The 25,632-nt window shown below is 30.5% G+C and carries 21 protein-coding genes and 1 tRNA gene; 15 read left to right on the top strand and 7 right to left on the bottom strand.

Annotated features, from left to right (window positions below; translation table 11 throughout):
- Positions 1-43 precede the first annotated feature (43 nt).
- The 3 genes from GQF29_RS05580 to GQF29_RS05570 are packed head-to-tail and all read left to right on the top strand — an operon-like array spanning position 44 to position 3,622.
- Positions 44-1,345 carry a PTS sugar transporter subunit IIC gene (locus GQF29_RS05580; RefSeq protein WP_054325545.1) on the top strand — a complete coding sequence of 434 codons (1,302 nt, stop codon included), beginning with the start codon at positions 44-46 and terminating at the stop codon, positions 1,343-1,345.
- Positions 1,329-2,741, top strand: coding sequence for a 6-phospho-beta-glucosidase (locus tag GQF29_RS05575; protein WP_160340743.1), 1,413 nt, complete (start codon positions 1,329-1,331; stop codon positions 2,739-2,741). The genes GQF29_RS05580 and GQF29_RS05575 overlap by 17 nt, the downstream gene beginning before the upstream one ends.
- A complete protein-coding gene (locus GQF29_RS05570) occupies positions 2,738-3,622 on the top strand; it encodes an ROK family protein (RefSeq protein WP_008790145.1) in 885 nt (294 codons plus the stop codon). The genes GQF29_RS05575 and GQF29_RS05570 overlap by 4 nt, the downstream gene beginning before the upstream one ends.
- 11 nt (positions 3,623-3,633) lie before the next feature.
- Here the strand turns inward: GQF29_RS05570 and GQF29_RS05565 are convergent, their stop codons facing one another.
- Positions 3,634-4,827 (bottom strand): AraC family transcriptional regulator, encoded by a 1,194-nt coding sequence (locus GQF29_RS05565; RefSeq protein ID WP_008790144.1) that lies wholly within the window; start codon positions 4,825-4,827, stop codon positions 3,634-3,636.
- A 76-nt stretch (positions 4,828-4,903) separates the two neighbouring features.
- Between GQF29_RS05565 and GQF29_RS05560 the strand changes: the two genes are divergently transcribed.
- Positions 4,904-6,361, top strand: a complete 1,458-nt coding sequence (locus GQF29_RS05560) for a glycoside hydrolase family 1 protein (RefSeq protein ID WP_054689229.1) — start codon at positions 4,904-4,906, stop codon at positions 6,359-6,361.
- A 217-nt stretch (positions 6,362-6,578) separates the two neighbouring features.
- Entirely contained in the window at positions 6,579-7,856 is a 1,278-nt protein-coding gene (locus GQF29_RS05555) for a hypothetical protein (protein WP_008790142.1), read from the top strand.
- A 75-nt stretch (positions 7,857-7,931) separates the two neighbouring features.
- Here GQF29_RS05555 and GQF29_RS05550 read toward each other — a convergent pair whose 3' ends face one another.
- Complete coding sequence (locus tag GQF29_RS05550) at positions 7,932-8,651, bottom strand: 6-phosphogluconolactonase (protein WP_008790141.1); 720 nt, start codon at positions 8,649-8,651, stop codon at positions 7,932-7,934.
- A gap of 344 nt (positions 8,652-8,995) precedes the next feature.
- Between GQF29_RS05550 and GQF29_RS05545 the strand changes: the two genes are divergently transcribed.
- Both GQF29_RS05545 and GQF29_RS05540 read left to right on the top strand, forming a co-directional pair.
- Entirely contained in the window at positions 8,996-9,526 is a 531-nt protein-coding gene (locus GQF29_RS05545) for a hypothetical protein (protein ID WP_008790140.1), read from the top strand.
- A gap of 181 nt (positions 9,527-9,707) precedes the next feature.
- Positions 9,708-13,937 (top strand): EAL domain-containing protein, encoded by a 4,230-nt coding sequence (locus tag GQF29_RS05540; RefSeq protein WP_008790139.1) that lies wholly within the window; start codon positions 9,708-9,710, stop codon positions 13,935-13,937.
- Positions 13,938-13,971: 34 nt separating this feature from the next.
- Here GQF29_RS05540 and pdxR read toward each other — a convergent pair whose 3' ends face one another.
- The gene (gene pdxR / locus GQF29_RS05535) at positions 13,972-15,357 is read right to left on the bottom strand and encodes a MocR-like pyridoxine biosynthesis transcription factor PdxR (protein WP_008790138.1); all 1,386 of its coding nucleotides are present in this window, start codon (positions 15,355-15,357) and stop codon (positions 13,972-13,974) included.
- 118 nt (positions 15,358-15,475) lie between these two features.
- On the opposite strand from pdxR, the gene GQF29_RS05530 reads away from it, so the two are divergent.
- The 5 genes from GQF29_RS05530 to GQF29_RS05510 all read left to right on the top strand — a co-directional run bounded on the left by GQF29_RS05530 (position 15,476) and on the right by GQF29_RS05510 (position 18,868).
- Entirely contained in the window at positions 15,476-16,063 is a 588-nt protein-coding gene (locus GQF29_RS05530) for an ECF transporter S component (protein ID WP_008790137.1), read from the top strand.
- Positions 16,064-16,100: 37 nt separating this feature from the next.
- Positions 16,101-16,177: transfer RNA gene (locus GQF29_RS05525), tRNA-Thr, on the top strand.
- A gap of 819 nt (positions 16,178-16,996) precedes the next feature.
- Positions 16,997-17,317 (top strand): TfoX/Sxy family protein, encoded by a 321-nt coding sequence (locus tag GQF29_RS05520; protein ID WP_008790136.1) that lies wholly within the window; start codon positions 16,997-16,999, stop codon positions 17,315-17,317.
- A 93-nt stretch (positions 17,318-17,410) separates the two neighbouring features.
- Positions 17,411-17,800 (top strand): MarR family winged helix-turn-helix transcriptional regulator, encoded by a 390-nt coding sequence (locus tag GQF29_RS05515; protein WP_017144084.1) that lies wholly within the window; start codon positions 17,411-17,413, stop codon positions 17,798-17,800.
- Between the two features lie 87 nt (positions 17,801-17,887).
- Entirely contained in the window at positions 17,888-18,868 is a 981-nt protein-coding gene (locus GQF29_RS05510; RefSeq protein WP_117599019.1) for a GGDEF domain-containing protein, read from the top strand.
- A gap of 123 nt (positions 18,869-18,991) precedes the next feature.
- Here the strand turns inward: GQF29_RS05510 and GQF29_RS05505 are convergent, their stop codons facing one another.
- Positions 18,992-19,171, bottom strand: a complete 180-nt coding sequence (locus tag GQF29_RS05505; protein WP_008790129.1) for a ferritin family protein — start codon at positions 19,169-19,171, stop codon at positions 18,992-18,994.
- A 281-nt stretch (positions 19,172-19,452) separates the two neighbouring features.
- Here GQF29_RS05505 and GQF29_RS05500 point away from each other — a divergent pair, with 281 nt between their 5' ends.
- On the top strand, positions 19,453-20,295 hold the full coding sequence (locus GQF29_RS05500) for an HAD family hydrolase (RefSeq protein ID WP_008790128.1): 843 nt from the start codon (positions 19,453-19,455) through the stop codon (positions 20,293-20,295).
- Positions 20,296-20,316: 21 nt separating this feature from the next.
- On the opposite strand, the gene GQF29_RS18955 is transcribed toward GQF29_RS05500, so the two are convergent.
- On the bottom strand, positions 20,317-21,507 hold the full coding sequence (locus tag GQF29_RS18955; RefSeq protein ID WP_008790127.1) for an O-antigen ligase family protein: 1,191 nt from the start codon (positions 21,505-21,507) through the stop codon (positions 20,317-20,319).
- A 97-nt stretch (positions 21,508-21,604) separates the two neighbouring features.
- Between GQF29_RS18955 and GQF29_RS05490 the strand changes: the two genes are divergently transcribed.
- Both GQF29_RS05490 and GQF29_RS05485 read left to right on the top strand, forming a co-directional pair.
- Positions 21,605-22,534, top strand: coding sequence for a TRM11 family SAM-dependent methyltransferase (locus tag GQF29_RS05490; RefSeq protein WP_017144087.1), 930 nt, complete (start codon positions 21,605-21,607; stop codon positions 22,532-22,534).
- A gap of 35 nt (positions 22,535-22,569) precedes the next feature.
- Complete coding sequence (locus GQF29_RS05485; RefSeq protein WP_008790125.1) at positions 22,570-23,427, top strand: diacylglycerol/lipid kinase family protein; 858 nt, start codon at positions 22,570-22,572, stop codon at positions 23,425-23,427.
- Between the two features lie 12 nt (positions 23,428-23,439).
- Here the strand turns inward: GQF29_RS05485 and asnB are convergent, their stop codons facing one another.
- Both asnB and GQF29_RS05475 read right to left on the bottom strand, forming a co-directional pair.
- On the bottom strand, positions 23,440-25,272 hold the full coding sequence (gene asnB, locus GQF29_RS05480) for an asparagine synthase (glutamine-hydrolyzing) (protein WP_017144088.1): 1,833 nt from the start codon (positions 25,270-25,272) through the stop codon (positions 23,440-23,442).
- Positions 25,273-25,361: 89 nt separating this feature from the next.
- Entirely contained in the window at positions 25,362-25,553 is a 192-nt protein-coding gene (locus tag GQF29_RS05475; protein WP_008790123.1) for a hypothetical protein, read from the bottom strand.
- Between the last annotated feature and the right edge of the window lie 79 nt (positions 25,554-25,632).

The following is a 25,632-nucleotide window of genomic DNA, read 5'->3' as shown; positions in this document are numbered from 1 at the left end:
TGGAGCAGAAATACGTATTTCAATAATCATATGAGGAGGATATATGGAAAAGTTAGAAAAGTTTTTACAGAAATTTATTGGACTTGTTGCTGAAAAAATGAGTAATAATGATGTTATTCAATCAGTCGCAGAAGGATTTATGAGAACTGGACCAGTTACATTTGGAGTCTGTATATTTGTTATTTTAGGGAATTTGCCTATTACAGGGTATTCAGAATGGTTAACGAGCGTTGGTTTGAAAACTCATTTTGATGCCATTTCAAATGCCAGTTTAAATGTTTTGGCTTTATATATTTCGTTTACTGTAGCTTATGCATTTGCTAAGAGAAAGGGAGATAATCCTTTATCTTGTGGAATCTTATCATTATTAAGTTTCTTATTAATTATTCCACAAACTGTTGTTGGTGCTGATGGCAAAGATATTGCTGCATTTGATGTCACTTATTTAAGTGGTACTGGTATTTTAGTTGCCTTAATATTTGCTATTGTTGTTGGATATATGTTTCATTTCTTATCTAGTAAAGGGTTAAAGTTTAAAATGCCTGAAGGTGTTCCACCTATGGTTAGTGAGTCTTTTGAACCTATCTTTGTTTCAATGATTATTGTTGCATTTGCATTTGCTGTAAGAGTAGGGTTTGGTTATACACCATATGGAAGTTTTGTCAATTTCTTTGATCAAACAATTGGTGGATTTATTATTAAAATTGGTTTATCTTTACCTACAATTTTCTTGTTATATTTTGCTGCTAACTTATTATGGTTCTTTGGAATTCATCCAAATACAGTCTACAGTGCATTCGTACCATTACAAATGACATTAATTATGACAAATATGGCTGATTTACAGGCGGGAAGACCATTAACATATTTAACACTTACACTTGTGAGTATGTTTGCATCCTTTGGCGGTAATGGAAATACAATTGGATTATGTTTATCAATGTTTACTGCTAAGAGTGAAAGATATAAAAAGATGTTAAAACTAGCATTTATTCCAAATTTATTTAATATTAATGAACCATTAATCTTTGGGATGCCAGTTATGTTAAATCCAGTATTCTTTATCCCTATGGTTTTCTGTAATGTTGTCATGGGATTAATTGGATTATTTGCTACTCAAGTCTTTACATTTACATATAATCCAGCGATGTCATTATTACCTTGGACAACACCTTTCTTTGTCAAAGCATTTATGGCTGGAGGAATTTCATTGCTTGTCATGGTATTGATTTTATTAGCCGTTAATACATTTATGTATTATCCATTCTTTAGAATGGCAGATAAGAAAGCTTGTGAAGAAGAAAGATTAGCAAAGGCTGGTGAACACATTGAGTCAGTTGAGTAAAGATTTCTTATGGGGTGGCGCTATTGCAGCTAATCAAGCTGAAGGCGCATATCTTGAAGGTGGAAAAGGACTATCTTTAATGGATGTAGCAACGGCTGGAAAAAAAGGAGTCTCTCGTCATTTTACTGATGGTATTCAAGATGGTACTTACTATCCTAACCATGGTGGAAATGATTTCTTCCATAAATATAAAGAAGACTTAGCTTTATTTGAGGAAATGGGATTCAAATGTTTTCGGACATCTATTGCATGGACAAGAATTTTCCCTCAGGGTGATGAAAATCAACCGAATGAAGAAGGTTTAAAATACTATGATGACTTATTTGATGAAATGATCAAAAGAGGTATGCAGCCAGTTGTCACGATTTCTCATTATGAAATGCCATTATATTTAGCACAAAAATATGGTGGTTGGGCGAATCGTCAACTTATTGATTTCTATTTAAATTTTTGTAAAGTCATATTTGAAAGATATAAAGGAAAAGTTAAATACTGGATGACCTTTAATGAAATCAATTCTGTGGTTTTTATGCCAGAAATTGCTGGGGTCTTAGATCGTACACAAGAAGATTTCAAACAAAGGAGCTATCAGGCTGCTCATCATCAGTTTTTAGCAAGTGCCAAAGCAGTACAATTAGGACATGCAATTGATCCTGAAAATAAAATTGGATGTATGGTTTTAACGCTTGTGAAATATTCATTAACTGCTAAACCGGAAGATGTTTTGTTGGCAGAAGAAAAGATGCGTTATGGAACATTTGCCTTTACAGATATTCAAGTAAGAGGACATTATCCAAATTATGTGAAGAAACATGTTGAAAGAGAAGGCATTAAAGTTCATTTGGAACCTGGTGATTTAGAAGAAATGAAAAAAGGTTGTGTAGACTATATTGGCTTTTCATACTATTCTTCATCAGCTGCAACAACTGATTCCAATGTAGAAACAACAGGTGGAAATCTTGTGTCTGGTGTAAAAAATCCATATTTACCAACAAGTGAATGGGGATGGCAAATAGATGCTAAGGGATTACGTTATATTTTAAATCGTTTTTATGAACGTTATGAAATTCCATTGTTCATTGTAGAGAATGGTTTAGGTTATAATGATCAGGTTGATGAAAATGGATATGTGGAAGATGATTATCGTATTGAATATCTAAGACAGCATATTATTGAGATGAAAAAAGCTATTTTAGAAGATGGTGTTGATATTATTGGATATACACCATGGGGATGTATTGATTTGGTTTCAGCTGGAACTGGTGAAATGAGTAAACGCTATGGTTTTATTTATGTTGATAGAGACGATTTAGGAAATGGTACATTAAAAAGAAGCAAAAAGAAATCTTTTGACTGGTATAAACAAGTTATTGCAAGTCAAGGTGAGGATTTATGAGAATAGCTGTCTTTGATGTAGGTGGTACTTTTATTAAGCATGCATTGATGATTGATGATGTGATGACTTCCCAAGATAAAGTATCTACACCATGTGATACACAAAAACATTTCTTAGAGACCATAAAAAGTGTTCTTCAGGAAATGGGGGAGGTAGAAGGCATTGCCTTCTCCTTACCTGGCGTTATTGATGTTGAAAGAAAGTATATTCATGCTGGTGGTAGTTTGACTTATAATAATCATACTGATATTCATGAGTGGGAGGATTATTTTCAATTACCTATTACAGTAGAAAATGATGCCAGATGTGCTGCTATTGCAGAATTAGAGTGTGGACATATGCAAGGCATTCAGCAAGGTTTGGTTTTAACATTTGGAACAGGTGTTGGTGGTGGGATTATCCTTAATGGTGAAATCTATAAAGGTCATCATTTGATTGCTGGAGAAGTCAGTGTGATTTATTCTAAAGATCCTAAACAATATCAGTCCAAAGGTTTATTTGGAGCGATTGGTAGTATTTATAATTTAGTTGACAAAATCGCAAAAGCAAAAAACAGTGAAACCCATGATGGAAAAGAAGTGTTTAACTGGATTGGAGCAGGTGACAAGATGAGTCAACAGATCTTTAAAGATTATTGTGATGAAGTTGTTTTAGAACTTCATAATATCCAATGTCTATTAGATCCTGAGCGTATTTGCATTGGTGGTGGCATTAGTGAAAATCCTTTATTCATTGCAGGCTTACAAAGAGCTTCAGATGAATTTTATCAAAGATTCCCTATTGCTTTTCCTCATGCTGAAATTGTCAAATGTCAATATTGTAATGATGCAAATATGTTAGGTGCATATTATCACTATAAGAAAACAACGATGAAAGTTTAATCTTTCATCGTTTAAGTATTTTTATATTGAGTAGGAGTTTTGCCTGTTCGCTCCTTAAAAACTTTATTGAAATGACTTTGACTTGAAAACTGTAAAATATCAGAAATTTCAGCTAATGTATAAGAAGAATTTTTAATTAAAAACTGTGCTTCTTGAACTTTCTTTTCATTGATATATTGTTTAATAGATTGACCAGTCACTTTTTTAAACTGTGTTGAGAGATAACTTGGATTCATGCCTGTTAATTGACTTAAATCATTTAATGTCATATTTTCATGAAGATGTTGAGAAATATAATTTTTACAAGACTTCACCCAATAAGGATTTTGAATATGTTTATATCGTTTGACTAAGTTTGTAAAATCAACAATAGCATCACTTATCATCTTATGGAGTTCCTGACCAGTACGACATTGATCTAGTTTATTAATATAAACATCACTTAATGTATATGCTTTAGCAATTGGAACACCAACATCAATAACACAGCGAGTAAACAAAGTCACAGCTGCAACTAATTTATATTTCATAGAGACAAGATGATTAGGTGCTAGTTCACGTCCATCTTTCATTTGCATTAATTCATTCATTAAAATACGAGCTTGTGTACTATTCTCCTGCTGAATAGAATTCATAATCTTCTTTTCATAAGAATAACTAAAATCATGTAAAGGATTTTCTCTAATCACAAAGATTTCATTTTGCATAGATTCCTCTTGTTTTAAAGGTAATGAACTTGATTTTTTATAATTCTTTTTAAGCACATTAGCATCTAATATTTCACCAGTAATGATCTGATAAACAAAAAGCAGGAAATCAACAGTTTTATAATGAACATAAGGTAAGCTAAAAAAATCATCAATAGTATATTGGGAAATCACATGATTTAAAAATGGATATTCTGATGGTTTGTCTTGAGGTGTAAGCTTCTTATTAAAGATTGGTCCAATACAAATATATGATATGTTTTCTAAAGAATAAGGAAAGAAAAGAAATGATGCATCATGATAAAAATGCATATATGTTTGATAGTCATTAATATGATTTTCTTGAATCATATCCTGAAAATAATGCTCTTCTAATTTTAGGAATGAATGAGGAGATTCTATAATCAAAAGTTCTTTTGATAATAAAAAGATGGGTAATTGAAAATGGTTATAGATAGGATTGAGTAATTGAATAAGTTCATGTTTTGTTTGTATCATAGAAATCATCCTTTCATTATTATTTTATAATGAAAAGATAGAAAAAGAAAATAAATTTTAGAAAAGAGGTAGAAATATGTTAAAAAAAGATTTTTTATGGGGTGGTGCAACTGCTGCCAATCAATTTGAAGGTGGTTATCAAGAAGGTGGTAGAGGATTGGCCACTTCTGATACAAAAACAAATGGCTCTTTAACGTGTAAGAGAAAACATAGTTTTCTTAATGAAAATAATGAGATTATTTATTTGCATGAAAGTGAATTGATTTCTCATCAGTATCAGGCAGCATTGGATCCGAATATGTATTATCCTAGTCATAAGGCAGTTGATTTTTATCACCATTATCAACAAGACATCGCACTCATGGCAGAAATGGGATTCAAATGTTATAGAATGTCAATATCTTGGACAAGAATTTTTCCTAATGGGAATGAATTCATACCAAATGAAGAGGGATTAAAATTCTATGATGATGTCTTTAATGAATGTTTAAAGTATGGAATACAACCAGTTGTGACTCTTAATCATTTTGATATGCCTGTATATTTGGCACAACATCAAGATGGATGGTTATCTAGAAATACAGTTGATTGTTTTTTGAGATATTGTCAAACAGTTTTTGAACGTTATAAAGGCAAGGTTAAATATTGGATGACATTTAATGAAATCAATTTACTCCGTGGATATGCAACATTAGGAATCCATGAAATGAATACACAAAAATATTATCAGGCTCTTCATCATCTTTTTATTGCCAGTGCAAAAGCTGTTCAATTAGGTCATCAAATTGATTCTGATAACCAAATTGGCATGATGTTAGCGAATATATTAACATATCCTGAAACTTGTAATCCCGCTGATATCGCTTTGGAATTAAATGTTTCACGTCGCTTGAAATATTTCTTTTCAGATGTCCAATGTCGAGGCTATTATCCATCATATATTCTTAAACAATGGGAAAAAGAAAATATTGAGATTATTAAGGAGTCACAAGATGATCAGATTTTAAAAGATGGCTGTGTTGATTATATTGGATTTAGTTATTATAATTCTGGTGTTGTGACAACGAGAGAAGATGCTGGAATGTCACTAGGAAATGGTGTCAATATGGCACAGAATCCTTATCTTAAAGAGAGTGAATGGAAATGGCCTATTGATCCCATTGGACTTCGTATTTCATTAAATATATTATGGGATCGCTATCAAAAACCATTGTTTATTGTTGAAAATGGGCTTGGAGCTCAAGATACAATAGATGAAGATGGATGTATTCATGATGAATATCGCATTCATTATATGCGTGATCATATAAGAGAAATGAAAAAGGCGGTTGAAGAAGATGGCGTTGATCTCATGGGTTATACGCCTTGGGGCTGTATTGATCTGGTTTCAGCTGGAACAGGTGAAATGAAAAAGAGATATGGTATGGTGTATGTTGATATGGATGATGAGGGAAAAGGAAGTTTAAAAAGAATTAGAAAAGATTCATTCTATTGGTATCAAAAAGTTATTCAAAGTCATGGTGAATGTTTGTAAAGAAGAGGGCACTCTTCTTTTTGTATAATTGTGATTTGTAAAATGGAATGATTTGTTTTAAAATATAAATAACTGAAATGATATAAGGAGATGATGTTATGAGACTTGCTATTGTATTGACTCCATGCAGAGTTAATAAGGAATAGAATGCATGGAGTAGAAATCTATCATATTAACTTTGCATCCAGGAAAATGAAACAATAAGGAGACAAGTAATATGAAAATAAATAAACAGATAGAAACAGTTTTATTAGGTTATGCAGAAGTTGATATCACACCAAACCATCCAGTTGAAATGGTTGGATTTGGTCGATTAGATGAAACTTCAAAAGGAATTCAGAGTCATCTTTATGCACAGGTTATGCTTTGGAATTATCAGGAAGATGTATGTTGCCTTATAACAATAGACCATATTGGATTTTCTAAGCATAATATCAGTGTTTTAAGAAAGAAAATAAGTCATCGATTTGGTTTTGCAGAAGAAAAAATTATGCTTTGTTTTTCACATACACATGGAGGACCTAATGATAGTCTTGAAGAAGAGTGGTCGTTGGATGTTCATTATCAAATTTGTCAAGCTATCCATCAGGCACAGACTGAATGGACTCCTGTCTATGGTGGGTGGGCTAACGCTTATAGTGATATTGGTTTGAATAGACGTAAGGATTCAAATTTTTTGGATCGACGTATTGGTATATTCAAAGTACAAGATACAGAGAAACACCATAATAAACTTATTTTATTAAGAGTGACAGCACATGCCAATGTATTGAAAGCAGATAATTATTTTATATCATCAGACTATTTTGGAGCAGTAAGAGAAACATTAAGTCAAAAGTATAAATGTCCAGTTGTGTTGATACAGGGTGCTGCTGGGAATGTTGCACCACGATATTTCTGTTCACAACTCAATCCACCTGATGCTTGTGATGATAGATTTATTCGTTCTGAAACTGCATTGCAAGATATGGCTAATGAGATATTAACTTGTGTTAAGCCAATGATTGCTCAAATATCAGTGCAGCCGATACAGCAAATTGGGATGTATACGCGTAGTATACTTCTGCATTCTGATGTACCCTCATTGAAGGAGGCTCAAAGTGTTGCACAAGAGGCTCAACAATATGCTGGTATTGATGGTCGATATTGGCTAGAAGAAGTGCAAAGGCTTAATAATGCTCATATTCATTACCAATCTGAAATGATAGAAGTTCAATATTTCTATCTAAATGAAGGATGTTTAAGCGGAGTTGCTAATGAAGTGATGTGCGAGTTCGCTTTAGAATGTATGCAAAAACTTCATAACGAATATTTTTACTTTAATGGTTATACAAATGGTTGTCTAGGTTATTTCCCTACAGAGGAAGAATTTGATCAGGGTGGATATGAGGTTTATTGGTCAATGCTCATCTTTTATATTTATCATGGTAGAGTTTATCCATTACAACGTGATTCAGCAACACAACTTATTCATTTTGTTATTAAAAATGCTTAAATCTGAAGGCTTTCATAGCCTTCTTTTTTGAAGATAAAAAAACCACCTATAAACTCAATATAAGTGGTTAATATATTATATTCTTTTATAGTTTTCTGGATTAATGAGGCTCGCTGCTTCTTGATCACAAATTACTGTAAAGTTTGGATGTAATTTTAAGATAGTAGCAGGAAGATCTTGATGAATAGGTTCATCTAAGAATCTTTTAAAAATCTCTGCTTTTTCTTTTCCATTAACAATCATAATCAAGTGGTGAACACGCATTAAACTTTTTGGTCCCATTGTTAGGGTAAATGGCTGACGAGGACGGTCTTTATATGACGGATTAACAGCTTGTTTTTCTTTGAAATCAATGCAATATGTATAACTGTCAAAAGGTGTACAACGAGGACAATTCCCACAGAAGTGGCCATCATAACCTAATCCTATAATCATAACATCTATCCCTCCAGCATGACGAATATCATTATCAAAATCTTGCCAATTATCTTGGTTCATAATATGAATACGTTCATTAGGAATGTGTGCTTCTTTAAAAAACAAATCCTGCATTTCATTCCAATTTGGACCATGTTCTTCATCTATATATGGATTTTCATCAAAGAGATAATACTGTATATCTTTAAACTTTTCTTGATCTTTAACATGAGGAATCATCATTTCATATAATATTTTTGGTGAGCGTCCAGATGTTAAAAAGATATTCACTCGTTTATCTTGCATCATGGCACCGAGTAAAATAAACATAGCACTTTCACTCATTTTCTGTTCATTTTCTTCAATAATTAATTTCATAAATAGTATTCTCCTTTATCTCGTTAATTTTAGTATACTAACTTTCTAATATGTTTTCAAGAAACTCCCATATCTCTTTGAAATAACCATCTTATCTTATTTTATATGGCTGGTTGACAAGAGAAAATATATAGATACATTTTTCATTATAAGTTATCTGTTTCTTATTGCAAATATACATACTGTTTGTTATAATAAAACCAGATGATGACTTTGAGCATGATATGGACGTTACAAGGTGTAAAAATTGGCATGACTGGAATAAACCAGTGTCTATAAAATGTTAGTGAGGTAAGGATTAGGGGGCCAATTCTTACTTTTTTGTTTATAAAGGAGGTATTTATATGGGATGCTATATTTATGTTGGAATTGCAACAAAAATCATTGTTGAAAAAAGAAGAGGTGGATATCGGGAAAGAATATTCTCAACAGATGAAATTCTTGATAAACTAGCAGGTCAGTTTAATTTAGATTTATATAATATTGCTGAAAATAGTCAAGTTGTTGGACTGGCATTAAAAGATAAGGTTATAGAGAGTTATTTATATGATTTTTTGTATGAACAGTCTTATGATTTGGAATGTGGAAAAGAAATAAGAGAGGAAATAGAAAAACTAAAAAATAAAGATGCTCATCAAATATTACAAATGTTTAAAGATTATGTCTTAGAGTATATCTATTATAATGATCAAGATTATACTCGAGAAACATATTTGGATTCAGATTTAAAGTTATACATAGAAGGTATTACTTATTTAAGTGATGGTAAGATTATGATAGAGTGTTATCAGGAGTTCTTGAGATACATCCATAGATTGATAAGAAAAGCAACAGATAATCCTATAAAAGATGCGACATATTTGACTATTGTATAATAGTCAAATATAGATAATATTCATCGTTTTTTGACATGGTTCTTACAAAGTTTAAGAACCATTTTTTTATATAATAGGAAAATAATGGTAAAAAGTTTGAAAAAATGCTTATCACAGAGAATTATTATCTGTATTTATGCTATAATGATGATACTCGTATAATGAAGGAGGGAAAAGCTGAATGGGGAAGAGTCATCTATTGATAGCAGGAAAAAACAAGGAATTATTAAAAGAGTTAGGTGATGCTTTAACAGATGATTTCTTAGTTCTTTATTGTGACCAGATTAAGAAAGCTAAAGAGATATTAAAAACAACATTATCATTATCTTTTATGATTGTGGATATAGACGATTTTGATGAAACTTTTGAGATTGCCCATTATGTAAAAAAATACCCTCGTTTAGCAACTTTACCTGTTTTTGTATTAGGCAAGGCAGATGCAAACTTAGAATCTAAATGCTTTCAATTAGGTGGAACTGATTATATCAAAAAACCTTATCAAATAGAGAAAATAGTGAACAGAGTCAAAAGCGTTTATCACATTTATGCTCATAATATTTATCGTGATTATTTTGAAAAAGATATTCTAACAAATGTTTATAATAAAGAATACTTTTTAAGTGAGGTTGAATATATTTTACAGGAAAATCCTGATAAAAAATATGATTTGATATGCTTTGATATCGATCGCTTTAAGTTAATTAATGATTTATATGGGACGGCTGGAGGAGATCGCCTATTACAGTATATAGCAAAAGTGTATTCTGATATATGTATGCAATATCACTGGATTATAGGGCGTTTGCATAATGATGTTTTTGTTATTTTGATGGAAAGAGGTTCAATGTCATATGAAGAACTTACAACCGCTGTTTCAAGGCAATTAGAATCAGTGTCAGTTAACGTTAAAATTGTTTTGAGCTTTGGAATATATCCAATTACAGATTGTCATTTATCCGCTAGTGTTATGTGTGATCGTGCACTTATGACCTCAAAAAGCATCAAGGGAAATTATGAAACAACATATAAAATATATCAGGATGTTTTAAGACAAAACATTATGGATGAACAGACGATTATTAATGAAATGGAGAATGCTTTGGTCAACCATGAGTTTGTGCCTTATTATCAACCTAAGTATAATATAGAAACAGGTAGTATTATTGGCTTTGAAGCATTAGTCAGATGGATTCATCCACAAAAAGGTATTATACCACCTAATCAATTTATACCTTTATTTGAATCTAACGGATTTATATCTCAAGTAGATTTTTGTATATGGGAACAGGTCTGTCAGGATTTACGTCGATTATTAGATAAAGGTTATTATGTTATGCCGATTTCTGTTAATGTATCAAGAATTGAATTGTATTTGAACATTAAGGAAAAACTTCTCTATTTATTAGATAAGTATAATGTCCCTATTGAACTTTTAAGACTTGAAATTACTGAGACAGCTTATACAAATAATCCAGAACAGTTGATTGAAGTTGTAGATAAGTTAAGAAAGCAAGGATTTAGCATTCTGATGGATGATTTTGGAAGTGGATACTCTTCTTTGAATATGTTAAAAGAAGTCCCTGTAGATGTTCTTAAAATAGATTTAAATTTTTTACAAGACCTTCAAACATCAGGGAAAAGTGAAAAAATACTGGAATCTGTTTTAATTATGTCTAGAAAATTAAGTTTATCCGTTATTGCTGAAGGTGTTGAAACAAAAGAACAAATAGATTTCCTGCGTTCAATAGGATGTTTAAGAGCACAAGGATATTATTACAGTCGTCCTGTCACACGACAAATGATGTTTGAGATTTATGAAGATCAATCTATAGCTAAAGGTGATACAAAAGATGAAATTGAAAGATTAATTAATATTGATGATGTCTTAAATAATATTCACAAAGTTGATGATATAGAGTGGTATAGAAGTGCAATTTTAAGGTTAGATGCCCAAATTTTTGAATTTGATTTTATTACAGGAAGCATGAGATACTATGATTCACGGCTTTCACCACAAACCGGTGAACTAAGCAAGATAGAAGTTCCTAATTATCTACAGCGTATACAAGATGGATACCATATTCATCCTGATGATGTTGAGAAAGTCATGTATATACTTTCAGGTCACAGTGATACAAAAGAAAGTATTCGAGCAAAACCATATTTTTCAGATGAAAGTTATCAATGGTATAGTGTTATTACCCATACTATTTATAATGATTATAACCAACCCATTATTGCAGTAGGGGTTATGCGTAATATATCAGAATATAAGTTAAATGAAGTTTCTTTGTTTGCTTTATCGCATATGGATACACATGACAAGCCACAAATAAGTATTAATGAAGTTTGGCAACATATCGGACAAGAAATGTTCTTTGATAGGATTTATTCAACAATACGCTATGAACAACCAACACATTTATATATGCATTACCAGCATGATTATCAATTAGAGACACCAACCTATCACCCATTGACTACTCAACAACAGCAGCAGTTAATGAGTTGTTATCAACAAAATGGTGGTATTATTATTTTACAAAAAGATGAAATTGAACAAAATCAAGAATGTTCTGCACTCAAAGAATATTTTTTGAATGGCTCTTATACAATTGTTTGTCTTCCTATTTTAAGACAGGGAGAATATGTTGGTGAGACTGTTTTGGTTTGTCATGAGAAAAGAAACTTAACCGAAAGTGAAAGAAATGTGCTTATAGAAATTGGTAAATATATAAATAGTTATATGGACTCCTATTTCTTTTCAATTCAATTGCAAGAAAAAAACGCATTATATAATGCGGTTGTAGAGAATATGTATAGTTCCATTCTGATGTTAGAGGTCACTCCAGATATGCAAACTCTTATTTATGCAAATAAGGCGTTTTATCAGTTATATGGATATGACGATGACTTACATATTCCTGATTTGGATGTCATGGAATTGCTTGTTGCAGAAGATAGACAAAAAGTCATTGATGCTTTGTTAGATTCTATCCATACAAAGGAAATTCGTACTTGTCTATATAGAGGAACTCATAGAGATGGACATATATTGAGTCTGGAAATGAGGACAAAGCATCTTGAGCAATCCTTAGAAGGTAAACATGTTGTTTTGGTTATTATTGATGATCGTTCTGCTCAAATTCATCATCAACAGGAAACAAGATTATCAGAGATGAAGTATAAGTTAGCATTTGAACAGACACATAGACGCTTATGGGATTATAATATAAAGACAAAGCAATTATATCGTTCTAAAGCAGTTCAAGAGGATACAGGGACACCTGAACTAATTGAAAATGTTCCTGAATATTTTGTTGAAAATAATTATATTCATCCTGATTATCATCAAGGATATCTAGATTTTTATAGAAAAATATCTCAAGGTGAAGATTGTGATTATTTATTTAAAGCATTGCATAAAGATGGTGTTTATAAATGGATGCATATTACTTATCATGTTCTTTTTGATGAATATGGGCAACCAGACCATGCGATTGGATTTGGTGAAGATGTTAATGAAGTTTATGCAAATAAAATCCGCATACAACAAGAACAATATTATGAAGCAATCATGTATGGGTCTAGATTGTATTATGATATTAATCTGAGTGAAAATAGCATTGTCTATAATGATCATAGAAACCTATTAGAGGATGTTAATGAATTTACATATACCCACTTTCTGGAATATATTACAGAAAAGGTTGTTTCTCCAAATGATCATCAAAAATTCTTACATGAATTTTCTAGAAAACAGTTGATGCATCTTTTTAAAGAAGGAAAAACTCTTTTATCAAGAGAATATGAATTAGGAACTGAGGAGAAACGTTGGTATGAAATCGATATTAATTTATACACACCAATAGATTCTACTGATATATGTGCTTTTATAACAACACGAGATATTGATGAAAGAAAACGTTATGAATTATCACTTGAATTCAATGTTAAACATGATGACCTGACAGGTGTTTATACTAGAAATGCAATTCAAAAATATGTTGAATCTATTATTAAGCAGAAACCAATTGCTGTAATGATGATTGATGTTAATGAATTCAAACTTATCAATGATACATTTGGACATACTTATGGTGATGATACTTTACGAAATATTGCTGATGTCTTATTACAAGTTGTCAATAATAGAGGTGTTGTTGGAAGAATGGGTGGAGATGAATTTATTGTTGTTATTGATGATTTCAAAGATCGTCAAGAAATTATTAATATGGCTAAACGTATTAATGATTCTATTCATCTCACGTATGTGGTGAATCAAGAAAAGCATACATTATCATGTTCAATTGGAATTGCCTGCTCAGATGATATCAATAACTCATTTAAAAGATTATATCGTCAAGCAGATGAAAATCTTTATAATATGAAAAAAAGAGTGAAAATATAACCAGATAGTTAAGTTTATCTGGTTATTTTGTATTTCATTGACGAGATAGAAGTTGTATAAGCAAATTGACTGCTAATTGAATATCATTTAGAGAGAGACCAGAATAATTAACAACTAATGTTTGAGATTCAAAAGGTTGTTCATAAAATTGGGAAAGGGTTGCAATATTTAAACCAATATTATGTGCTTTTTCAATAATTGCTACATCTGATAAAGAAGAATGATAGTGTAAAAGAAAATGAAGACCAGCATTTTCTTCAGTAATATTAATGTCTTGATGAATGACACTTTGTTGGAGTTGAGTTAAGAGCTCGTCTCTTATCATTTTATAAGAATTGCGCATACGATTAATATGTTTCTCAAAATAACCTTGCTTCATAAATTCAGCTAAAATTATTTGTTCAAAACTTGAGACACTACACGCTGAAAATGCAAATTTATTATGATAGAGTTGTACTAAATGTGGTGGTAATACCATATAACTCATACGAAATGATGGAGCAAGCGTTTTAGAAAATGTATTTAAATAAATGACTCGTTCATTTTGATCAATTTGATAAAGTGTTGATAAGGGTTTTCCACGTAATCGAAATTCACTATCATAATCATCTTCAATAATATAAGTATGTTGTTGAGTTGCCCATTTCAAGATTTCTAAACGTCTTTGAATAGGCATTGAAATGCCTGTAGGATAATGATGAGCAGGAGATATGTGAACAATTTGAGCTTGGCTTTTTTTGAGTTCATCAATATTTAAACCATCATGATCTAAAGAAATATACTGATAGTGAACATTATTTAATTGATAAACCTTAGCAATACTTCGATGGCCTGGATTTTCTAAAGCATAATGTTGGTCTCGTCCTAGCAATTGAATGACAATATTATATAAATATTCTGTACCTGCTCCAATGACAATTTGCGATGGCGAAACATTCATACCTGAAAATGCATGAAGATGTTCACAGATGGCTTCTCTAAGTTCAAGGCAACCTTGCTGATGTGCACGTATTAAGAGTTCAGAGTTCTGTGAATTTAAAACTTGTCTTGTTAATTTTGACCAGACTGAAAATGGAAAATTAGAGAGGGATATAGAATTCGTTCTCAAATCAATAAAATACTGAATTTGTGGTTTTTCCAAGATAGTTGGAACTGTTTGGGTTGGAATTTCAGGATATTCTATTGAATTCACAAAGTATCCTTTTTTTTCTATTGAATAAATATAACCTTCTATAAGCAATTGATTATAAGCATTTTCAATTGTAATGAGACTAACTTGTAGATGTTTTGCAAATACTCGTTTAGATGGCAATTTTTCATTTGCCTGTAATTTTTGTTGAATGATATCATTTTTAATACATTGGTAGAGATATTCATACATTGGAATACCTAATTCATGATTAAAATGGTAAGTTAGCATAATATCACCTCCAATTGATTATAACATAATCTGGTTATATAAAAAAATACAAAACTGAATATTTTCATATAACCAATAAAGGAGTATACTCAATTTCAAGAAGAGGGGGGGATTCAAAATGAATCATAAAGTATTAAAAATATTAATTATTGGTTTAATGGCAGCATTGTCATATATTGCATTTACATTTATGCAAATTAAAATTCCAACACCTGCGGGGATGACTTCATTTCATTTGGGTAATACATTTTGTGTTTTAGCTGCTTTATTACTTGGTGGATTGCCAGGAGGAGCGGCTGGTGCAATTGGTATGGGAATTGGCGATTTACTTGACCCAACATATGTTATTGTAGCACCAAAAACGATTATTTTAAAATTAGGGATTGGGATAATCACTGGATTGGTAGCGCATAAGGTTATGCATATTCAAAATAAAGAAGGAAAGGAGTTAAGAAGAGCTGTCTTCATTTCTGCTTTTTCTGGTATGTTATTTAATGTTATTGGTGAACCTATTTTTTCTTATTTCTATACAACAGTTATATTAGGAGCTCCTGATAAAGCAGCGAAAGCATTGGCATCATGGAATGCAATAACAACAGGGACGAATGCTATTATAGCAGTTATTGTTTCATCACTTGTTTATCTTGCAATTGCACCAAGACTTAAGAATAATGGAGTATTAAAAAAACTTTCACCTAAGGAATAGTGGTAATCTATTCCTTTTTATCATATAATATGTATATGCCGACATAGCTCTAACTGGTAGAGCAGGCCACTCGTAATGGTCAGGTTGCAGGTTCAAGTCCTGTTGTCGGCACCAGTTTCTAAATTGTTTTAAAGTTCCCATCGTTGAGGATTTTAAAACTTTTTTTGTTGACTGGATTGTATTTCAAACGTTAAAAGATTATACTAGAGCATAAGCACATATATAAATGAAACAGAAATATGAAGGAGAATTAATATGTTATTAATCATGGAATGCATAGTTGCCTGCATAATATTTACAATTATAATATTACCAGCACAATATCATAATCCGTTATCCCAATTTGCTTCTTATCCGACTGCAATAAAAAAAGAGTCTATAAATTACCTGAATATAAAGATTTTATGAGTCAAGTAGAGCATAAAAATTAGATACGTAAATTTATAGGTGCAATTCTCATATCTATCCTTTTATTTATAGTAGCATATCTTTCTGGAAATAAGACTTTTATTTCTGTATATAGACATGTTTTTATATTGTTTTTGACAGTGAATATATATGATTTAATTGTATTTGACTTAATTATATTTTGTCATAGTCAAAAACTAATGATTCCAGGTACTGAGGATATGATTAAAGAATACAGAAGTCCATGGCATCATATCAAAGGTGCAATAAAGGGAATAGTCATAGGGGCTTTTGTTGCACTATTATCAGCTAGCATAATTCAAATTTTATTATATTTAAGGTAGATAATAATGATATTGTAAAACAACAATATATGGAAATCATATTATTTACAGATAATTATTATATAAAAATAGTCTCATTTTAGAGTTTATCTGTTATGAAATGACTTATTCTTACAATCTTATTTTTATGAGAGTAGGTATAATTATAGAAACATAGATAAACAGTTAGGAGGAGTTACAAATGGCATCAAGTTTAGATTTTGTACATTATATTTGTCAGCAGATAGATGGTGCTGGAATGATTTCATATAGAAAAATGTTTGGAGAGTATGCAATATATTGTGATGGAAAGGTTATTGGTTTAATTTGTGATAATCAGTTCTTTGTTAAGAAGACGACTGCAGGAGAATTGATTTTCCCAAACTGTCAGGAGGCTTCACCCTATACAAATGCAAAGCCACATTTGGTTATTGATAGTATAGACAATAAAGAATTAATGACAACATTGATTAGAGTAACTTGTGATGAACTGCCTAATCCAAGGCCTAGAAAGAAGAAATAAGAGTCTTATTGTGAATTTTTACAATAGTAAGTGAATGTAATTTATTAACATTCAATTCATGTTTAAGGACTATAATGGACATGGTGATAAAAAATGGAAAGAATTGAGAAAAGAATTGTTGTTTTGTATCGATTACGTAAAGAACGTATCAATGAACTGTTAAAAGAGTATCATTTGTCTTATGAAGATTATGAGATAGTTTTAGCATTGCATTATGCTGAAGGTCTATCAATTGAAGACATAAAAAAAGAGACAAAAATTGATGAAAGATTAATAGAGAGTATTATTGATCATCTACAGAAAAAAAATTATCTTTATATAGAAAATAATCGTATTTATCTCACAGAAGCAACAAAAAAATTATATCCTCAATTAAAAAGAGTTGTCAAAAAAGGCAATGAAGAAATGATCCGTCAAATGAGTACAGATGAATACCATGAAATTATTGAAACATTAGATAAGATTATAGAAGTTTATGAGTAAAGTAGAAATACTTTACTTTTTATTTATGAAAATGAATACTAAATAAAATCATGATGAATATATTGAGAATAAGTGAGGTGGTATATCATGCATATAGATAAGAAGATATTTTTTATTTGTGTTTTTTTCTTTTTTTATTTAATTATTTTTTTGTTAAAATATCAAAAGAAACAAATATGCCATCACAATCAATATGACATGTTAGAACAATTTGATGATGTTATTATTGCTGAATATGATATATTGCAAGATAAACTCACCTTTTTGCCACAATCACAAAGAATGTTATTACTTGATCAATTAAGTTATTGTCATTTTTCTCAAAATTATAAAGAGACAAATATTGTGCTCCCCGATGATTGGAGGGTAATTGAAAATTTATTTGTCAATTTATCTGATGAGGAAGTTTATAAATGTGAAGTGAGAATGCAATTTCATGATGGTGTTTACAAGTGGTGTATGTTAGATATGCTTGTTAAACAACGTTATCATCAACCATATAAAATTATTTGTAAAATTACAGATATATCACAGCATAAAGCAAAATTAGAATCATTGGAAGCAAAGGCTATCAGAGATGCAATGACAGGACTATATCAAAAAAATACCTTCCAAGAAAAAGTATCAAAATTAATAGAATACAATGTAAAGGGTTGTTTTTTAATATTAGATTTAGATAATTTTAAAGAAATTAATGACACTTATGGACACGATGTTGGTGATCAGTGTCTTGTTGAGTTTGGTAGAATTTTAAAATCATGTTTTAGAAAAGAGGATATTATTAGCCGTTATGGTGGTGATGAGTTCGAAGTTTTTATGATGAATATTATCGATGCAGGTATTGTAGAAAAGAAAGCCTGTCAGATTATGCAAGCATTACAGTTATCAAAAGTTTTTGAAGATTTAAATATTACACTCACATGTAGCATTGGTGCTTTCATAGTTGATAGGTATACACCTTATTTAGAAGCTTTTGAAAGAGCGGATCTAGCACTATATTGTTCGAAATATCAAGGGAAGAATCAATGCAGAATAGATTGTTCTCCAAATAAAAAGCTATATCAATAATTGATTTAGCATACGACTTTATACAATGACTTGATTTGACATCCAAATGGCTTTACTGAATTTTCAATATAATTATCCATTGTTGAAGAGATAAGATAGTTGTCTTGATTATCTGCTTCTTTTTTATGTTTTTATACTATTTAATAAATAATTAAAGTCTAATAAAATAGATTCATAAATATCTTGTAACGAAACAGCAACCATTAAAGTTTCCTGAATTTGATTATGCTCTAAAAATTCTTGCATAAAAGCCAATGGTGATCCATCAATTATAAGTATGTTTTCAGCAATAGTTTGATTCATAGAGTTATAATATTCTTCTCATTTTGCATGAACATTAAAGAAATCTTTTCTTTTCACATACCAATGATAATTTTGTGATTTGTGATATTTAACAGCAAAGTCTGTTAATATTTAATTTAATTGTTTTCTATATTAGTTCTCCTTTGTTAGCTTTTACTCACTACATGTGGTATAATTTATACTCATTATATTAGCAAATTATTTGCTTAAAACTACTCAAAGATATGAATATTCTTTTCTTTTGTAATCAATTCATTTATACTTGATGAAGAGGTGAAAATATGGAACAAAAAATTGTGTTTTTAGATGTAGATGGAACTCTAACATTACCTAATGGTGAAGTGAGTGACAATGTCAAAAAATCTATTCAACAGGTACGCCAAAATGGTCATTATGTTTTTTTGTGCACAGGCAGAAATAAGGCAGGAGTTCAATCCTTAATGCCTATCGGCTTTGATGGTATTATCTGTAGTGCAGGTGGTTATATTGAGTATAATGGTAAGAAAATATATGAATCATGTTTGAAGGAAGAGGATGTTAAGGAAGCTAGAGAGGTCTTTGATAGAAATGGGATTATGTATAATTTAGAGACAACTCATATGACTTTTCAAAATGATGATATGAATGAAGCTTTTATCAAAATACATTTGAAAGATGATGATATGAATTCAGAGTTAACAAGACTATTGAACGAACAAAAAGATCGTTTTAATATTCATTCAATAGAAGAATATGAGGCGCATCCATTACCAGTTCAAAAGTTATGTTTTATGACATATAGTGAAGAAAGTTTGAAAGAACCAAGAACAATCTTATCTAAAAAGTATAATTTCATTGTTCATGAGTTTTTATCAACGCATATCATCAATGGTGAAATTATTATTAAAGGAACAAATAAAGGAAATGCAGTACGCTTTGTTGTTGAACATCTTGGCTTGTCAATGAAAAATACGATTTGCTTTGGTGACAGTATGAATGACTTAGAAATGATTGAGGTATGTGAACATAGTGTTGTTATGGGAAATGGTTCAGAAGTCTTAAAATCATTTGCAACAACAGTTTGTGAAAGTGTTCATGATGATGGTGTTTATCATGAAATGAAAAGATTAGGTTTATGTTCGTAAATATAAAAAAGAGTCTTTCGTTTAGAGAGACTCTTTGTATATATCAAATGAGCTTGCTATTAAGAGATAAAGAAAACCAGTTTGAACAAAGAAAATTGTATAGTCTAACATACCATGAACAAAAATCATAACTGTAAATGAGATAATTAATGCAACTAATGTCTTATCAATCTGTGTTTTCCATAATCGATATAAACGCTTAATATTTTCTATAATAAATGGCAGAATTGTGAGAATTCCAATAATTCCAAAACAAAGCAAAGGATCTAAATAGATACTATGGGCATGTTCAGTAGGATGACCATTATAAGCTTTGTATATATGCCAGTAAGTCATAGGCCCTTCACCAAAGAGAGGATGAGTTTTTATATTTGCTATAGCAACATCCCATATTCCCTGTCTTGTTCCAAAATAAGCAATAATGTTATCAACTCTAGGGAACTTTGAAGGGTTAAATACAAAATATACACAAGCTAAAATGACACCAGCCATTATAGCTAAACAAGCTTTATATTGTTTATCAATAATTAATATCACAAGAACACCAGCTGCAAGTGCAGGCCAAGCTGTACGACAGGCCGTTAAAAGTAACATAAATAAATTAATAGCAATGACTGCTAAATAATAACAAAACTTTTTATAGTTAACTTTAATATCTTTGATTTTTAATATTTTATAGAAAGTAATACAAACAAAAAATTCTATCATCATAGCATAATAGTTTGCATTAAAGAAAACAGAATTGATACGGTCTTGAGGTCGATTAAAAATAATAATTTCTAATTGATCTATATCAAACTTATTCAGGATTCCAATATACTCTATTAAACCATAAAGTGCTGCAAAAACACTTAAGACAATAATACAATTCATAATGAATTCAAATAATTCACCTGTAATATGCTGTCGGTAGTATAAAACAAAAGATAAAATAGCAAGGATTCCAAGACTGCAACCAGCCCCATAATAGTTTTGATAAAACAGCGATACAACAAAACTCAACCCACAAAAGTAAAGAATATATTGACTCTTTGCTGTTTTTCTATATGCGTCTTGTATTTCCCCTTTTAATAAAAGACGTATTGTTAAAAAGATGAGAACTGTTGCACACATATAAAAAGGTAAGAACATCGATAAAATCGCAACAATGATATATCTTTGATTATGTGTAAAATGTTCTTTTAAATAATCAATTCCAAAAATAAGCCACACCTCCCAAAACGCAACTCTATTTTACAACAAATAAGAAATTATGTATACTATAAAAAGCAAACATAACAAAAATGTAAGAAATGGAAAGAGGAAAAACATGTACAAATACCTATATATTTACAATTATTCACCCCATGAGCAACAATTATGTGAGATGGAATTTAGACGTCTGTTTAAAGAAAATATGACGTCTAAATATTATTTATCAAATACTTATTTTGATTATACAAGAAGTGTTTTTATCAAGGGGAGATTGAATATTATGTATTCATCTGATAACTTTGATAAAATTGTTGAATTCATTGAGGAAAGCCAAATGTGTTATTATGAATTCAAAGTTATTTATTTAAAGAATGATATAACACATGTTGATTATCAGGAATCTTTAGAAAAATGTAGACAGATTGCTCACCCTATTGATGGTTCAGTGAATATGCAAGAACCTAAGGTTATTTTTGCAATTACAAAATTACACAATCAATGGTATTTTGGGACATATGATGATGAACTTGTTTGGTCACATTGTTATGAAAAACCTCATTCTTATTCACATTCTTTAAATATTAGAGATGCAAGGACATTAGTTAATATTGCTGTTGGGCAAGAAACATCATTAAAACTGATAGATCCATGTTGTGGAGTTGGTACAGTTGTTTTAGAAGCTTTGAGTATGGGCATTGATATTGAGGGATATGATATTAATCGTGAAGTTTCTTATCAGGCAAGATGCAATTTGGAGCATTTTGGATATGATCCATCTGTTATTCAAAGAAAAGATATGAGAATAATTGAGAAACAATATGATGTTGTGATTATGGATATTCCTTATGGTGTTTATAGTCCTTTTTCATATGAACAACAATTAGATTTACTAAAAGGAGCATTTTCATTAGCACCATCACTTCTTTTGGTTTCTCATATACCAATGAATAAAGAATTAGAGACATTGGGCTATGAAATCTTAGATTGTGCAACAATTATAAAAGGAAGTTTTCAAAGATATATGACACTTTGTTGGAAAAAATAACAGATTTCGTTATAATGAAGATGAGGTGAGGGGAAATGAAACATATCTTTATGATGAAATATACAAAAAAACATCATGACTTTGAAAAAAGTATTCATGATATTATGAAGGACTATGACTATGAAATCGTTTATCGTAACTGTTTAGCAGATAGTCAAAAGTACATAAAAGAGTTTCCATGTCTAGCCCGCTTTTATATTGTTGGAGGAGATGGAACAGTTCATGGTTTTATCCAAGATTTAGTGGATAGTCAACATGAAGTTGTTGTGATTCCTCTAGGGACAGGGAATGATTTCTGTAGAACATTAACCACACAAAAGAATCCACAAGAACTGCTTAAAGAATCTTTAAAGTATAGTGCTCAAAAAATTGATGTTATTCAATTGAATGATTCTTACTTTATTAATGCTGCTTGCTTTGGACTTGATAGTGTGATCGCAAATCATGTTCATGATACACCACATATACCTTTTATCCCTGATTCAAAAAGTTATATTATCTCTATACTACAAAATACATTAAAATATGGCAATCATTCTGTGACTATATTTAGTGATAATCATTTGATTTATCAAGGAGAAATGATTCTTTGCACAGTTAATAATGCACAGTATTATGGTGGTGGGTTTCAAATTATACCTCACGCTGATATTCAAGATGGATATATGGATATTTGTGTTGTGGATAAGGTTCCTAAATGGAAAATTCCATATATGGTTGAAAGGTTAGTGAGACGTAAATTAGCTGGTCGTAAAGATGTTCATTATTTTCGTGTTAAGAATGCTAATGTTATATGTTCATATAACTGTAATGTTGATGGTGAAGAAGTCAGTTATGGACATTATCATTTTCTTATAAAACCAAGATCTTTAAATGTTGTGACATTTCAATAATAAAAACCAAGCCTAAGCTTGGTTTTCATATTCTTCTGAGAAGAAAACTTGGTGCCATAATGAGAAACAATAAACAGTCCAAATCTTCTTATAATAATCATGTTTTTGATTTTTGTGATCTTCTAACATAGAAATCAGTTTTTGATCATCAAAAAGTTCTTTAATAATTGGTGTTTGTAAACCATTAAAAACTTTTTGATAAAGATCTTCTTCTCTCATCCATTCTCTTAAAGGAACTGGGAAACCAAGTTTCTTTTTCTTATATGCTTCATTAGGAATAACTTTTTTAGCAGCTTGTCTTAATAAGACTTTTGTATTTTCCTTTGTAACCTTCTGATTATCTTTTAATTGACTTGCAACATGAAAGACTTCTTTATCTGTAAAAGGAACACGACTTTCAATGGAATGAGCCATTGTCATTTTATCACCTTTTTGTAAGATATCTTTAATAAACCATGTTTGCAAATCAACATTTTGTCTCTTTTGAATATTGGTTGCTTTTCCTAAGTTCTTGAATAAAGGAGCAACAATATCATCATGAGTATGTAGATGAGAAGTATCTCTTAATAAGTGTTTGCAATCCTGCTCAGAAAAAACAGGGTTGACACCAACATAATAATCTTCAATACGTTCACCATTTCTGATTAAGAAAGGGACACCTTTGATTGTTGGCAAATGTTTACAAATACGTGAAATGAAATGTCTAATAAAGAATGGAATCTTTCCATAAATACCACTATCAATATCACCACGATATGTATTATATCCACCAAAGAATTCATCTGCACCTTCTCCTGATAAGACAACCTTAACATCCTGGCTCGCAAGTTCACTTACAAAATAAAGCGCAACAGCAGCTGGATCAGCAGTTGGTTCATCCAGATGATACATCATCTTAGGTAAAATATTTAAATATTCTTCTTTATTAATAATTTTGCTTTTATTTTCAATACCTAATTGTTGTGCTAGATCTTGAGCATAACTAATCTCGTTATATCTTTCATCATTATATCCAACTGTGTATGTATGTTGAGGTCTTGCTAATGAAACAAGATATGATGAATCTATTCCACTACTAAGAAATGATCCTACTTCAACATCAGCAATTAAATGATGTTTTACTGAATCTTTCATAATCTGATCAATTGCCTGAATCATTTCTTGATCACTCTTATATTGATCTTTGAATTGTATAGAATAATAACGCTTTATTTCAACTTGTTTATCTTTATAAACTAAGTAATGACCTGGCAATAATTGTTTCACATTCTTAAAGAATGTTTGTTCACCAGCCACAAAGTTCATCTTTAGATAAATATCTAAAACATCTCTATTTAATTCTTTTTTAAAATCAGGATGATCTAAGAATCCCTTGATTTCACTGGCAAAAAGAAAATGTTCTTGATCAAAATAATAATAAAAAGGTTTAATACCAAAATGATCTCTTGCACAAAATAATTCATGAGTTGTTGTATCATATAAAGCAAAAGAGAACATTCCTCTTAAATGATTAACAATTTCATAATGATATTCTTCATAACCATGTAAAAGAACCTCAGTATCACTATTTGTTTTAAAGTGATGCCCTTTATTTTCTAGTTCTTTTTTTAGTTCTAAATAATTATATATTTCCCCATTAAAAACGACTACCAAATGTTCAGTCGCCATAGGTTGTGTTCCACCAGCTAAATCAATAATAGATAAACGACGATGACCTAAAGCAACATATTCATCAACAAATTGACCTTCGCCATCAGGTCCTCTATGTGCAATACGATCCATCATTTGTTTTAAAATTTCTGCTCCGTTTTCCTTCACAGGTGCAAATCCAACGATTCCACACATATATATCACATCCTTTGCTAAAGCATTATAACATTATTTTTTCTATTGGTGTTAATAAAATCGTAAAATAAATGAAAAAGAGTAGTCTTCTACCCTTTATCTAAATCCACATACATTTCTACATAGCCGCATGTCTTACAGAGTGATACTTTTAAAGGATATTCTATCTTTTTTAGATCTTCATTTTTTTGAACAACAACATAGTCACTAATAGGTTGTGCAGAATCCTTTAAATAACACTCTTCAGTCATTTCTTTATGACATCTTGGACATTTTCTCATCGCTAATCACCTCTATCTATTATTATACAGAAAAATATGTTCTAAAACAAATATCAATAACATATAATATAAATATTAT

Origin of the sequence: Coprobacillus cateniformis (assembly GCF_009767585.1) — a bacterium.
GTDB lineage: Bacteria > Bacillota_I > Bacilli_A > Erysipelotrichales > Coprobacillaceae > Coprobacillus > Coprobacillus cateniformis.
The sequence above is the reverse complement of the archived record's forward strand: the minus strand, read 5'-3'. Positions and strand labels throughout refer to the sequence as shown.

Bases quoted from the DNA above. Each gene is read 5' to 3' on its own strand.
- GQF29_RS05490 (WP_017144087.1), top strand. From the start codon at position 21,605: ATGTACAAATACCTATATATTTACAATTATTCACCCCATGAGCAACAA.
- GQF29_RS05555 (WP_008790142.1), top strand. From the start codon at position 6,579: ATGAAAATAAATAAACAGATAGAAACAGTTTTATTAGGTTATGCAGAA.
- GQF29_RS05565 (WP_008790144.1), bottom strand. From the start codon at position 4,827: ATGATACAAACAAAACATGAACTTATTCAATTACTCAATCCTATCTAT.
- GQF29_RS05515 (WP_017144084.1), top strand. From the start codon at position 17,411: ATGGAAAGAATTGAGAAAAGAATTGTTGTTTTGTATCGATTACGTAAA.
- pdxR (WP_008790138.1), bottom strand. From the start codon at position 15,357: ATGCTAACTTACCATTTTAATCATGAATTAGGTATTCCAATGTATGAA.
- GQF29_RS05475 (WP_008790123.1), bottom strand. From the start codon at position 25,553: ATGAGAAAATGTCCAAGATGTCATAAAGAAATGACTGAAGAGTGTTAT.
- GQF29_RS05545 (WP_008790140.1), top strand. From the start codon at position 8,996: ATGGGATGCTATATTTATGTTGGAATTGCAACAAAAATCATTGTTGAA.
- GQF29_RS05570 (WP_008790145.1), top strand. From the start codon at position 2,738: ATGAGAATAGCTGTCTTTGATGTAGGTGGTACTTTTATTAAGCATGCA.
- GQF29_RS05550 (WP_008790141.1), bottom strand. From the start codon at position 8,651: ATGAAATTAATTATTGAAGAAAATGAACAGAAAATGAGTGAAAGTGCT.
- GQF29_RS05505 (WP_008790129.1), bottom strand. From the start codon at position 19,171: ATGAATCAAACTATTGCTGAAAACATACTTATAATTGATGGATCACCA.
- GQF29_RS05500 (WP_008790128.1), top strand. From the start codon at position 19,453: ATGGAACAAAAAATTGTGTTTTTAGATGTAGATGGAACTCTAACATTA.
- GQF29_RS05510 (WP_117599019.1), top strand. From the start codon at position 17,888: ATGCATATAGATAAGAAGATATTTTTTATTTGTGTTTTTTTCTTTTTT.
- GQF29_RS05530 (WP_008790137.1), top strand. From the start codon at position 15,476: ATGAATCATAAAGTATTAAAAATATTAATTATTGGTTTAATGGCAGCA.
- GQF29_RS05580 (WP_054325545.1), top strand. From the start codon at position 44: ATGGAAAAGTTAGAAAAGTTTTTACAGAAATTTATTGGACTTGTTGCT.
- GQF29_RS05485 (WP_008790125.1), top strand. From the start codon at position 22,570: ATGAAACATATCTTTATGATGAAATATACAAAAAAACATCATGACTTT.
- GQF29_RS05560 (WP_054689229.1), top strand. From the start codon at position 4,904: ATGTTAAAAAAAGATTTTTTATGGGGTGGTGCAACTGCTGCCAATCAA.
- asnB (WP_017144088.1), bottom strand. From the start codon at position 25,272: ATGTGTGGAATCGTTGGATTTGCACCTGTGAAGGAAAACGGAGCAGAA.
- GQF29_RS05520 (WP_008790136.1), top strand. From the start codon at position 16,997: ATGGCATCAAGTTTAGATTTTGTACATTATATTTGTCAGCAGATAGAT.
- GQF29_RS05540 (WP_008790139.1), top strand. From the start codon at position 9,708: ATGGGGAAGAGTCATCTATTGATAGCAGGAAAAAACAAGGAATTATTA.